Here is a 13737-nt window from a genome sequence, read left to right on the forward strand (position 1 = left end):
CGTAAAATCTACGTCGCGGTTCCACCCTTTTTGGTAATAAACCCACTTCATTCTGATTGATAACGGAATCACCGAACCGGATTAGGGTCACTCTGAGTTGGTATTCATATGCTTCTGACAAGTAAAACATTATCAATTACTTGTGTGAATAAGATAATTTCACCATAGTTTATCTCTCTCTGAATTCTTCCGCATATTACTCGTCTCTTCAACGCTTTTCATATTATCATACGTATTCACGAATGATTTTGATAGAATTTATTATATCATTCTGATTAAAATTGTCAAGATGTAGTTGAAATTCGCGATGAAAATCTTCTCAATTATTGTGCGGATGGGAAGAATGGTCTCAGTGTAGCTGCAACATTATTAACTGGCATAGTTTGTAATATAATCTTACCAGGACCGGTAATAACGGTATTAAAGATTCCTTCTCCACCAAATAACATATTCTTTACACCAGGTACCGTCTGTATCTCCATCGTACAACCTTCCGTCATCGCCGCAAGATAACCAGTATCAACTATCATCTTCTGCCCTGGTTGTAGAACATATTCAACTGCATAACCATCAATTTCGATAAATGCAATTCCACGGCCGGATAATCGTTGCATAATAAAGCCTTCCCCACCAAATAAGCCAGAGCCAATTTTCTTTTGAAAATGAATAGAAAGCTCTACACCGGACTCTGATGCCAAAAATGCAGATTTTTGTACAATCATTCCATTGCCCGGTGCGATCTCTAATGCACGAATCGATCCTGGAAAGCTGGATGCAAAGGCGATCATTCCGGTACCACCGATTGCAGTATACCGATTTTGAAAAATGGAATCACCAGAAAACATTCTTCCAATTGCCTTACCAATTCCTCCGTTTGTGGATGTTTCCATCTTCATGTTTGGTGACATCCAGCACATGGAACCTCTTTCCGTTATCATCGTTTCACCCATGTCCAGATTACAGGTAACTGCAGGTAACGGCTCCCCAATAATTTGATACTTCATACTTAACCTCCATTCCTGCGCATGATTTTTGCGCATATAAAGTTTGAGCCCAGGAATACACAAGAACAAACTTCGTTAATTCTCCTATTACACATTTTTTAATTAAAATCCAATTGCTTTTGTGTCCAATTCTTTCAGATTACCTACTAATGATATGGATGCGGAATCAAGATTAAAAAACGAATTTGCAAAATCAGTTACTCGTGTTCGTGTGACCTTGTTGATTTCGTCTACCAGCTCCTCAATCGTAACAATTCTTCCACGGTTCATCATTGCTTTTCCATTTGCATTCATCCTGCTCTTTGCGCTCTCATTTCCCAGTATCAGCTCTGTTTTAATCTGTTCCTTGGTCATAGACAGCTCTTCCTCAGTAACACCATTCTTCTTAATATCATTAATGATACTATGAATCTTTTTAATAACCGTATTAGTTTGAGAAGGATTCATCGCTGCGTAGATGTGAAATAATCCGGTTTCGCGGTAGGAACTGCCATAAGAATAGATGGAATAAGTCAACCCACTATTCTCTCTAATCTGTTGAAACAGCCTCGAATTGATACTTCCACCGAATATATTATTTAACACCGATAATACATACCGCTCATCGGATAGATACGATATACTGTCGAATGCGATATTACAGTGAAGCTGTTCTATGTCTTTGTTTCTCTTACAACGAACCCTGTTATACAAAGGTTTACTTAACAGAGATATCTGTTTTTCACTCTTAGCAGGAATCAAATCAAACTTTTCTTCTAATATCTTTATAATCTGGTCTTCATCAAAATTGCCAGCGATAGAGATGATAATATTCTCTCCCACATAATAGGTGCTCATAAAATCTAAAATCTCTTCTCTGGTGACTTTTCTTACAATCTTCTTTGTACCGGATATCAGATAACCAAGTGGATGGTTCTTCCATACACGTTGTTGAAGCATTTCATGAACCAAATCTTCGGGCGAATCATCATACATATCGATTTCTTCAATGATAACTCCCTTTTCTTTCTTTAGTGCTTTTTCATCAATCAATGAATTTTGAAACATATCAGATAAAATATCTATTGTAATCGGTAAATGCTCACTTAAAGTCGTGGCATAGTATGAGGTACATTCCTTGCTGGTAAATGCATTCATATTGCCTCCGATTCTTGCCATTTCATCTGCTATTTGTTTTGCGTCACGATGTTTTGTCCCTTTAAAAAGCATATGTTCAATAATATGGGCAATTCCGTTATTATTCTCATCCTCATTAGCAGAACCTACTCTGACCCAAATTCCTAAAGATGCACTTCTAAGATATGGTAATACTTCTGTTATGACGGTTATGTTATTCTTTAATTTTGTGATATTTGTCATATAGGTTCCTCCCGTTTTTTGTGACCTTTTGTATATCCCTCGCGAAAGCTGTAAAATGTTAAACGTTTTTGCAGTTATTTTATATATTCTTGATATTGTAATGGTAATATTAGTTTGAAGGATTGATAATAGTATTAACGAAATAGAGAAAAATGATTGATAACTGAAATGTGATTTTAAAATCGTAAATACGACTAAATTCTTCTACAGTATTCGATGTTACCTAATACTACCATATATATGCAGCTAATTCAACTAATAGGATAGGAATGTTTGTTTCAAACAGTTCTATCCTATTGGATAATTGATCCAACACACTCAATAAAGGTAAATCATAAAACAACCCCATACTTTCGCTTATGTGTTTACATTGAAAGCATGGGGTTATCAATCAAGATTAAATTATATTATATTATTACTGAACATCTTTGATACTGAAGCTGATTCTGCCCATCTTATCCTGACCAAGGCATACAACTGTTACGATATCGCCTAAGGTTAATACATCTTCAACATGCTCAATTCTCTGTTTAGAGATCTTTGAGATGTGTACCATGCCTTCTTTGCCAGGTGCAAATTCAATAAATGCACCGAAGTCCTTAATGCTGATTACTTTACCAGTGTATTTCTTGCCTTCTTCAAATTCGGTAACAATCATTCTTACCATCTCTAAAGCCTTATCGATGCTTTCCTTATCAACGCCACAAACAGATACTGCACCTTCATCGGTAATATCGATTTTAACGCCTGTCTGCTCGATGATTGCATTGATTGTCTTACCTCTCTGGCCAACAACTTCGCCAATCTTGGAAGGATCAATTTTAATCTGAACAATCTTTGGAGAGTAAGGACCTACTTCTGCTCTTGGTGTAGAGATTGCAGGAGCCATAACATCATCTAAGATATGAGTTCTTGCTTCTTTGGTCTGATAGATTGCTTTTTCGATGATTTCTCTGGTTAATCCATGGATTTTAATATCCATCTGGATCGCTGTGATACCTTTATGAGTACCTGCAACCTTAAAGTCCATATCACCGAAGAAATCTTCAAGACCCTGGATATCTGTTAAAATGATATAATCATCATCGCTATCACCGGTTACTAAACCTACGGAGATACCGGCTACCATTCCTTTAATCGGAACACCTGCAGCCATTAATGATAATGTAGAAGCACAAATGGAACCCTGTGAAGTAGAACCGTTAGATTCTAATACTTCGGATACAGTACGAATTGCATAAGGGAATTCTTCCTCAGTAGGAAGTACCGGAACAAGTGCTCTTTCTGCAAGTGCACCGTGACCGATTTCACGTCTACCCGGTCCTCTGGATGGTCTAGTTTCACCAACAGAATAGGACGGGAAGTTATAGTGATGCATATATCTCTTACCGGTTTCGTTTTCATCGATTCCGTCAAGTCTTTGAGTTTCAGCTAAAGCGCCTAAGGTTGTGATGGTAAGTACCTGTGTCTGTCCACGAGTGAACATACCAGAACCATGAGTTCTAGGTAATACATCAACTTCTGCAGCAAGTCTTCTGATCTGATCAATTGCTCTACCATCAGGACGTTTCTTATCTTTTAAGATCATCTTACGAACAGTCTTCTTCTGGAACTTGTAGATTGCTTCACCAAGTAAAGGAAGCCATTCCGGATGACTCTCTTCATAACGAGCAACCAGACGATCTGTAATCTCTCTGATATTTGCCTCTCTTACCTGTTTCTCATCTGTGAATACTGCTACTTCCATACCTTCCGGTGTAATGAAGTTAACCATATCTTCGTATAAATCAGCCGGTGTATCACATTTGATGTAATCATGTTTTGATTTACCAACCTCAGCTACAATGGTATCAATAAATTTGATAATCTCTTGATTTAACGCATGAGCAGCAAAAATTGCTTCAATCATCTTATCCTCAGCAAGTTCATTTGCACCTGCTTCGATCATAATAACTTTATCTCTTGTAGATGCTACAGTAAGTACTAATGTGGACTTTTCTCTCTGGGATAAAGTAGGATTGAATACTAATTCTCCATCAACCATACCTACCATAGTAGATGCGGTAGGACCGTCAAAAGGAATATCGGAAATTGCAGTTGAGATTGCAGAACCAAGCATAGCGGTTACTTCTGGGGAACAATCCTGATCAACACATAACACAAGGTTATTTAATGTTACATCATTTCTGTAATCCTTCGGGAATAACGGTCTCATCGGACGGTCAATTACACGGGAGGTAAGGATTGCATTCTCGGAAGGTTTGCTCTCTCTTTTAATAAATCCACCTGGGATTTTACCTACTGCGTATAATTTTTCCTCATATTCCACGCTTAAAGGGAAGAAATCAATTCCTTCTCTTGGTTTATCGGATGCTGTTGCTGTAGATAATACTACGGTATCACCATAATGCATTAATGCAGCACCGTTTGCCTGTGCAGCTACTCTATTTACGTCAACGGTAAGAGTTCTGCCAGCTAATTCCATGCTAAAACTTTTGTACATAGTTAGTCTCCTTTTCTTGTTACAAGCATAGCGTTATTAATCTTGCTTGTTTTCTCTAGAGTCGGAGGCACCGAAACAACTGAAAAACCTACCGAACCTCATTGATTTCGATAATCTTTTCAGAAGTCTCGGGTTGTCCTCCCGTAACTCTAACTACAATATTATACCATTATTGTTACCATTATGCTACAATTATTTTCAAGCCATTACTATTTAGAATAATTTTATGCATGAATCAGTATCTTCAATTTATGTATATATTAATCATATACGAATAAGATAACGTTAATATGCCGGAAAAAATCATTATATCTTGATTTCTTCCGGCATCTAACTAAAGGGAACTAACCTTTATTTATGAATTAGATTTATATATTACAGTGGACTTGTGTCAATAACGTAGACACAAAAAGTTTAACTTCCTATGCAGCAGCGTCATGCACTGCATGAGGAGTCATATTGTTAATTGCACCGTGAATCCTTTTTCGATTATACCAGGATTCGATATATTCAAAGATTGCCTTACTGGCATCATTGAAATCATAGTATTTTTTATGATTGACCTCTTCTTTTTTTAGTAAGGAGTGAAAGGATTCAATACATGCATTATCATAAGGATTGCCTTTCCTGCTAAAGGAATGCACCATTTCCTTTTGGGTTATTAACTCGTTAAATTTCTGACTGGTATATTGTGTTCCCAGATCGCTATGGAGAATAATTCCCTTTGTACTTTTTACATTTAGGCAGGCGTTTTCTAAAGATTTAATTACAAGCTCTGTAGTCATTGAAGTTCCATATGCATAGCCTAAAATCTTTTTGCTGTAGAGATCCATTACAGACGCAAGATAAGTCCAACCATCCTTTAACGTATGAATATAAGTTATGTCAGTACACCATTTTTGATTTATATTGGTTGCTTTAAAATCTCTATTTAAAATGTTCTCTCTTTCTACCACATTTGATTTAGAGGAATGTGGGTGGAACTTTTTAACTACGATAGAGCGGAGCCCCATGGAAGACATATAACGTTGAACTCTTTTAAGACTAATATTTTTACCTCTCATTATCAGTATCTTATGAATTTTGGGAGCTCCATAGCGGCATTTGCTTTCTGAATAAATCTTATGGATTTCTGCCTTCAACTTTTCAGCTTTAATCTGTCGGTTTGAGGGCACATGAACTAGAGCCTTATAATAGGTGCTCCTAGGGAACTTCAAGGCTTTGCATATAAGTTTAACGGTATACTTTGATTTGTATTTTTCGATGAAGGTAACGATTTCTTCTATCGTTTTCTGGCGAATATGGCGGTAGCTTTTTTTAAGATTTCATTCTCCATTTCAAGTTCAGCAATACGTCTTTTCATTTTTTCGTATTCCTTTGAAGTGATTTCTTCCTTCTCAGATACTTTAATTGGAGATGATTCTTTAATCCATTTATAAATCGTTACATTTGCCACACCATACTCACTACTAAGATAGCTAACTGAACTACCTGATTGATACAGATCGATTATCTGTTGTTTGAATTCTTCCGAATAACGGACACCGTTCTTGGACATTGAATAACACACACCTTTCTTGGAACTATTGTAATGTGTTAAACTTTTCGTGTCCACTGTTATATACTAACACCAACAGTTATTAATTTAGATATCTTAAATAAAGTTGAACGATATGCTTTCAGATGTTAGGGGAATTTCCATTTATTAATTAGATTATCTCAAATAAAATAATTAATCACCTAAAGCAAATTATCCAATTACATCATGAACCACGATATTTCTTACCCACTTCTTCTTTTTATATCTTATATATCCTACTATCAGTTTATAAAGTTCTTCCGTAAGTACCATAGCATATACAATATAGATTGGGAAATGAAACACTAAGCCACCCAGAACTGCCATTGGAATTCCAATAAACCAAACACCGGTTATATCAAGGAATAACGCCGCTAAACTGTCTCCGCCGGCTCTTAATATGGATACAATAATCTGAGTGTTTAATGCACGGATCGGTATGGAGATCGATAATACGATCATGCAATATTTAATGTAGTGAATTGCTTGAGGCGATGCCGGAAACATGGAAACTATGACATCTTTGAGTAGGAAGGTTGCTAGAGCAGCGATTAAAGATATCAGTAATTGCAGTATCATATAATTCTTTGCATGCTTTTCTGCTTTTTCCAGTTCGTTTGCACCAAGCTCGTTACCCAGAATAACTGCGGATGAATTACATAAACCCAAAAATGTTACAACGACGATGGATTCGATTACATTCGTAATCGTAATTGCCGCTGTAGCGTGCTCATTCATTCGGCCATAGACAAGTGCATACATGGTTACACCAAGTCCCCACATAAACTCATTTGCAATAACCGGTGCGGCTGTCTTTAAATATTTATTAATAAATCTACGAGTGATGAAAGGTTCATTATTTTCAACTGATCTATGATATTTCACATGGATGAAATCACCTACACCGCCATCTCCTGCTTTGCGAAGTCTTGAAATAAATAGGAGCAGTCCACATTCCAAGGTTCTGGCTATCACGGTAGCGAGTGCTGAGCCGGCTACACCAAGTTCCGGTAAACCGAACATACCAAAGATTAAACCAAAATTCAATATGACATTTACCAGGATTGCTAAACCGGTAATCAGCATTGGAACCTTCACATAATTCATACTTCGCAGTATCGAGGAATAAGATACCGTAATTGCGGTAATCGGATAACTGATTGCAATTACACCCAGATAAAGTGCTCCGACTTTTATCATATCATTATGGGTAGTAATTACTCCCATGATAATTTTAGGATTTAATAATGCAGGCAGCATAAATAATATCCCACCGATCACCCCTACTGTCATCGAGATTCTTAACACTCTCTTGATACTAAGCATATCCCTCTTTCCGTAAAACTGTGATGCTAAAACACTTGATCCACTACTAATTCCGAACATCAGCAAGGAAAATATGAAGAAATATTTATTTGCCAAACTAACCGAAGTAACAGCAGTTTCACCCAATCGTATAATTAAGAGTGAATCAATAAGATTCAACATATTACTTAAAAGATTCTGAAGTGTTACCGGTATTGCGATTGCTAGTGTTTTCTTCAAGAAACTTTTATCTTTAAAAACTTCTACTATACTATTCATTTTTCACCAAACCAATTTTATTTTATAACGTGTTATTTTTTAATTACTTTTTTCGATCATTTTTTTAAATCGTACTTTATTTTAATACTTTATTTAATATTCTTTATTTTAAGTTTAAATTTCTGTTTTATGATGCACTGATATATAACTAGATAACTATGAAGTATGAATGCCACAAGGAGTTATATATTCTATAACATCAGCAGAATTTACCACATTACAGCAAAAAGTTCTTTCGTATAGAATAATAAAACTGCCCCACACTCAGCACATACGGCTTCAAATGGGACAGTTTATGATTCAAGTGAATCAAGATTCACCTTCTTAGAATTAGAATTTTACTATTTTCTTAAACCTAAACGTTCGATAAGTCCACGATATCCTTCGATATCCGTTTTCTTTAAGTATTCAAGTAAACCTCTTCTTTGTCCAACCATCTTAAGAAGACCTCTTCTTGAGTGATGATCCTTCTTATTGATTTTCAAATGCTCTGTTAACTCTGTGATTCTTTCTGTTAAAAGTGCAATTTGAACTTCCGGTGAACCGGTATCTTCTGGTGTTCTACCAAAATTTTTGATGATTTCCTGTTTTTTCTCTTTACTGATCATAGTAAATTCTCCTTTCAATTTAAACGCCTATTACCAAGAAAAAGGTCGGAGTGTCCCAAATCCGAGTAATGGGTTTGTTTACTTTGGTATAGTAACATATAATAATTATATTGTAAACATATTTTGCTATAATTATTTCATATAAGATATGACTGACTCTCGCAGAGACTTAATAACAATAATTTAAATTAGCGATCGGTATCTTGACCCTGTGCATCTTGTTCTTCCGTGTTTCCACCTTCATCAATTTGATCGTCAACGGGATCATCTTCAGTATTGTTATTTTCAATAGGATTGTTTTCTCCGCTCTGATTTTCGTTATTTGGATTTTCACTATTTTGATTTTGATTATTCTGATTCTGGTTATTCTGATTTGTACTATCTTGATTTGTAGTCGAAGGTATGTTGGGCTTTATAACACCGGTTGATTTCGCCGGTGGCTGAACTTGGGGCATCGGAGGATAATCCTGCTGAATTGGCGGAAATAATCGTTTCATTTTTCTCGTCATCTTCTCCGGCTGTGGAACCGTTTTTTCTGGCATCGGTACCTTATCATCGATTTTATTCTGTTCTAATAGAATTGCAGTAAAGCCCAGTATAATATCCTTCCCAATTAATCCAGCAAAAATAAATACGAAAAAGATTAAAAATAGAATAATTGTCAGTCCATTAACTCCTACATGATAAAGTACAGTACTATAAGGTATCTTTAAAAATCTCCAATATCCTGAAATTTGATTAATAAGCTGAAGAATATTCAATAGACCAAAAAGCAATTGAAATGCAAAAGCAAAAATATAAGATTGTACGACTGCCACCTTCACCTTATCGTCAAAATCAAAGGAGAACACAATAACTGCGGTTAACACCGCCACAAACAATGCACTTAAGTTGCTTGATAAATAATATCCAACCAAATATGATAGAAACATCATAATGCTAACAGGAATCCCAAGATTCTTTTTATAAAAAAAATGATCCATTCAATCCTCTCCAATCACAGAACGAAGAATTCTATAATATTTTATTCGGATGGAGAAAATTAATAACTTATTGATTAAAGTATTTTTTGATATCAATACTGAATCAAATCTCAATAAATATTCTCAATAATAGTTTTAATAAAAATCATATTTATAAATTCAATATGTAGAAACTACTTAATAATTGTTTGCCTTAAGCTTTGCTTATATACCCATTCTTCAATTGCCTTCCTACTGAATAAATAATCCTCATTTATCTTAATATATGGAAAATCTTTTAATTTTCCCGATTTGATATCAGTAAGAAAGTTATTAATATTCTCGTAATTAATCATATGCATTGCTTCGTCTACTAATATTAAATTAATCGTATTTTTACTTGAGCTATTATCACTATTCTCATTCTGGTTATCGGAATTTTCGCTATCATTATTAACTAATGATAATTCTCCATTTAAATTACCGTTTAAATTACCGTTTAAATTAAATTCACTATTTTTGATTGAATAGGACAAAATAAGTGCACATATGATCATTGCTCCGGCAATAATTAATCCCCCATATATGTTTTTATAATCTTTCATAATCTCCTCCGTTTATCCATTATTTGTTATTGTATAGTAATTTAATAATATTCGCAAGAAATAACAGTAAGATTTATATGATACAATAATAGTACATTATTCATCATAAGGAGATGGCAGTTTTGTCCAATCGGTTGATTCTTGCTCATCTGGTACTATATTTTTTTGCCAACCATCACCTGTTTGACTATCATACATAATTAGATAATTTCCAACGGCAACATACTGATATTTAACTGTTGATGGTTGAATTGGTTGTTGTATCGGAGTATTGTTTTTCAATCCATTCGAAATAAAGAATCCTAAAATAAAAAATCCTAAAATTATTGATGCACATATTGCGTTTACCGATTTCTTTTCCATCAAATTTCCTCCACTTTTGTAGTCAATTATTTACATGGCAATATTATACAATTCATATTACTTTCTATCAATGACTTTGTCCAAAACACTAAGGTATTTTAATTGCCAAACACTGATTGGATACTATAAGAATAGGATTTATTATTATACGTTTTATAAATAAAGCTGCTGTATAGCCTTTTTATTTATGCTCTCTTCTAGGTAGACAAGAAAGTAACAAAAACTTGTTTACTTAGGAGGGAGCATATCATGCTATACAACAGCTTACATTATTTACTATGATTTTAGTTTATAAGGATCGATGAATCACATAAGATTTTTAAAATAATCTTTTGCGACTTTAATATCCTCTTTCATCTTTTGAACCAACTCTTCGAGTGAACCAAATTTAAGCTCCGGTCTAATAAAGTTATGAAGCTCTACTTCTATCGTTTTACCATACAAATTCTCATTATAATCAAAGATAAAGGTCTCTACACCAAGCAGTTCTTCTTCCCCGACCGTCGGCTTGTATCCGATATTGGTCACACCCGGGTAGTAAATTCCGTTAATTCTGGATCTAGAAGAGTAGACACCACAGGGTGGTAATAATTTATTGGAGGGGGGAATCAGATTCGTGGTTGGCATTCCTATCGTTCGTCCCAGTTTTCTGCCGTGAACCACTTCACCACGGATGGAATAAGCATGGCCAAGTAAACCATTCACTTTCTCCATCTCTCCTTCTTTAAGTGCCTGACGGATTGAGGAACTACTAATAGTTTCCTTCTTCCACTTAATCTTTTCACTTGCAATTACCTGATATCCGTATACCTCTTCATATTTCTTTAATAAGGCTACATCACCCTTACGATTAACCCCAAAGCGATAATCATTACCTACTACAATCACCTTAGCATCCAACTGACCGACCAGAACATCTCTTATAAAATCCTCCGGCTCCATCGATCTTGTTTTCTCTGTAAATGGACAGGATATTAACACATCAATTCCTGTTCGCTTCATTTTGGCGATCTTCTCTTCTTCTGTATAAATTAATTCAAATTCTTTTTCTGAAAATAAGTTGGAGGGATTTAGTAAAAAACTAAACATAATTGCAGTCAATCCTTGTTTCTTATAAGAAACCACCTGATCAATCAATTGTTGATGTCCCAGATGAAGCCCCTCAAATTTACCCAAGGTAACCGCACTGTTTTTATACTTGAATTTTGTCCCTGATATATATTCCATAGTATCCCCCGACCTTTCTGTTTCTTTCGAATGGTGGAAACATATCACTGAATATCGATTATGCCAAAAACATCTTAACCGGTTTAAAGCGGTTTTCATCCTTATCATATCGATATATTCCTATAAATGTATTATCTTCATCGTAAACTCTTAAATTACCCGCTGATAGTTCATATTCAGGGGGTAATATATTGTCCGTTGTAAATATATTGCCGTTGTTAATTAGCTTTTGAAACTCCTGCTTTACAATAACCTTTTGCAGATTTTTAAATATATCATCAATCACAACTACATACTCTTCGATACGATTATCCTTAACAAGAGCTTCCACATCGGAAAGCTTTAATGCATTCTCTAAACGAAAATTACCAACTGCGGTACGTTTCAGGCTCTTCATCGTTCCTCCACAACCAAGATCTGCACCAATGTCATGAAGAAGCGTTCTAATATAAGTTCCTTTAGAGCAATCCACAGATAACGTAACCTCATGCTCCACCTCATCATGTCCAAGTATGTGAATTGCATGAATCTTAACTCTGCGACGTTCTCGTTCGATCTCCTGTCCCTGTCTGGCCAATTCGTATAATTTTTTCCCGTTAACCTTGATGGCTGAATACATAGGTGGAAGCTGGTCGTATTCTCCTACATAGCTCATGATTGTTTCACAAATACGATTATAGTCTGCGTTCACTTCACTACGCGTAAGTATCGTCCCTGTGATATCCTGTGTATCCGTAGTTATTCCAAGCTTCAGAACCGCCTCATAGGTCTTGTCCTTGTCCGTGATTAAGTCGACCAGTTTTGTTCCCTTGCCAATACAAACCGGTAACACTCCAATTGCATCCGGATCCAAAGTCCCTGTATGACCAATTTTTTTAATTTTTAAGATACCTCTCATTTTTGCTACTACATCATGAGAGGTATATCCTTTTTCTTTATATATATTTATTATTCCGTTAATCAATTGTCTTGCTCCTACCTAATTCCTTTAGCTGAGCTTCAATATGAGGGGTAAGATTATTAATCACATCATGTACGGTACCGGTCATTGTACAGCCAGCGGCTTTAATATGTCCGCCTCCGCCAAAGTAAACCGCAATCTTGCTTACATTTACCTCACCATTTGATCTCATGCTCACTTTGAATTCACGAAAATCTGTTTCATAAATAAATATTGCTACTTCGGTTCCTTTCGTCACTCGAAGTTGATCGATAATACCATCCAGATCAGCAGAGGAAGCTCCATAAAAATCAAGCATCTTTCTACTTAAGGAAGATATAACCACCTTACCATTCATAGCTAGGATGCTTTCCATCAGACAACGACCCAATACCTGATTTTGTATATAAGTTTTTGCATAAAAGGATTCATCAATCAGAGCCGAGAAAGGGATTCCCTTGCTAATTAATGTAGCAGCCACCTGTAATGTCTTTTGTGAAGTGTTCGAATGTTTAAATACACCCGTATCATGAATCAATCCGACATATAAGGAGGAAGCGATTTCCTTTGTGATGCGCTCTTCATCGAATAAATCAAATAGCACTTCACAGGTTGATGAAGCATCGGGAATCACATGGTTGATTCTACCGAAGCTTTGATTACTGATGTGATGGTCAATATTGATTGTTGTTTTAGCTGTATTAAAATATTTTAATGCATTACCCAAACGGTCTAAACTACCACAATCCAATGAAATAAATATATCATACTCTTCATCAGATTCATAAGAATGCTTTATATCCTCTATACCGGATAAAAGACCGAATTCTTTACCGAAATGTTCTAGATAAACATCGATTTGCTGGAGAGCGAATTGATCTTTATTCTGCTTCAGATATAAATAAAGTGCCGTACAGGAACCAATGCAGTCACCGTCAGGTCTTACATGTCCTGCGATTGCTATTTTTTTAGCACCGATTATCTCTGCATTAATTTTATTCAT

Annotated in this window: 12 protein-coding genes; all 12 read right to left on the reverse strand. The window is 35.5% G+C overall.

All coding sequences use genetic code 11. From position 1 onward, the window contains the following. Positions 1-323 precede the first annotated feature (323 nt). Entirely contained in the window at positions 324-1004 is a 681-nt protein-coding gene (locus AC6IWN_RS07640) for a TIGR00266 family protein (RefSeq protein ID WP_497991782.1), read from the reverse strand. 102 nt (positions 1005-1106) lie between these two features. Continuing rightward, positions 1107-2363 (reverse strand): M16 family metallopeptidase, encoded by a 1257-nt coding sequence (locus tag AC6IWN_RS07645; RefSeq protein ID WP_497991783.1) that lies wholly within the window; start codon positions 2361-2363, stop codon positions 1107-1109. Positions 2364-2778: 415 nt separating this feature from the next. Continuing rightward, entirely contained in the window at positions 2779-4866 is a 2088-nt protein-coding gene (locus AC6IWN_RS07650; RefSeq protein ID WP_497991784.1) for a polyribonucleotide nucleotidyltransferase, read from the reverse strand. 422 nt (positions 4867-5288) lie between these two features. Continuing rightward, positions 5289-6424, reverse strand: a protein-coding gene (locus tag AC6IWN_RS07655) for an IS3 family transposase (protein WP_497987882.1) whose coding sequence is annotated in 2 segments (ribosomal slippage) — positions 5289-6178 and positions 6178-6424 — 1137 coding nt in all. Because the reading frame shifts where the segments join, the coding sequence is not laid out codon by codon here. A gap of 192 nt (positions 6425-6616) precedes the next feature. Beyond that, a complete protein-coding gene (locus AC6IWN_RS07660; RefSeq protein WP_497991785.1) occupies positions 6617-8029 on the reverse strand; it encodes an MATE family efflux transporter in 1413 nt (470 codons plus the stop codon). Between the two features lie 341 nt (positions 8030-8370). Beyond that, positions 8371-8637 carry a 30S ribosomal protein S15 gene (rpsO, locus tag AC6IWN_RS07665; protein WP_497991786.1) on the reverse strand — a complete coding sequence of 89 codons (267 nt, stop codon included), beginning with the start codon at positions 8635-8637 and terminating at the stop codon, positions 8371-8373. Positions 8638-8825: 188 nt separating this feature from the next. After that, positions 8826-9620, reverse strand: coding sequence for a hypothetical protein (locus AC6IWN_RS07670; protein WP_497991787.1), 795 nt, complete (start codon positions 9618-9620; stop codon positions 8826-8828). Between the two features lie 173 nt (positions 9621-9793). Then, the gene (locus tag AC6IWN_RS07675; RefSeq protein ID WP_497991788.1) at positions 9794-10204 is read right to left on the reverse strand and encodes a hypothetical protein; all 411 of its coding nucleotides are present in this window, start codon (positions 10202-10204) and stop codon (positions 9794-9796) included. Between the two features lie 96 nt (positions 10205-10300). Further along, a complete protein-coding gene (locus AC6IWN_RS07680; protein WP_497991789.1) occupies positions 10301-10567 on the reverse strand; it encodes a hypothetical protein in 267 nt (88 codons plus the stop codon). A 306-nt stretch (positions 10568-10873) separates the two neighbouring features. Then, on the reverse strand, positions 10874-11794 hold the full coding sequence (locus AC6IWN_RS07685; protein WP_497991790.1) for a bifunctional riboflavin kinase/FAD synthetase: 921 nt from the start codon (positions 11792-11794) through the stop codon (positions 10874-10876). Between the two features lie 58 nt (positions 11795-11852). After that, entirely contained in the window at positions 11853-12758 is a 906-nt protein-coding gene (gene truB / locus AC6IWN_RS07690; protein WP_497991791.1) for a tRNA pseudouridine(55) synthase TruB, read from the reverse strand. Continuing rightward, positions 12751-13737, reverse strand: a complete 987-nt coding sequence (locus AC6IWN_RS07695) for a DHH family phosphoesterase (RefSeq protein WP_497991792.1) — start codon at positions 13735-13737, stop codon at positions 12751-12753. The genes truB and AC6IWN_RS07695 overlap by 8 nt, the downstream gene beginning before the upstream one ends.

The sequence above is a fragment of the Variimorphobacter sp. HTMS_6 genome (genome assembly GCF_059717775.1).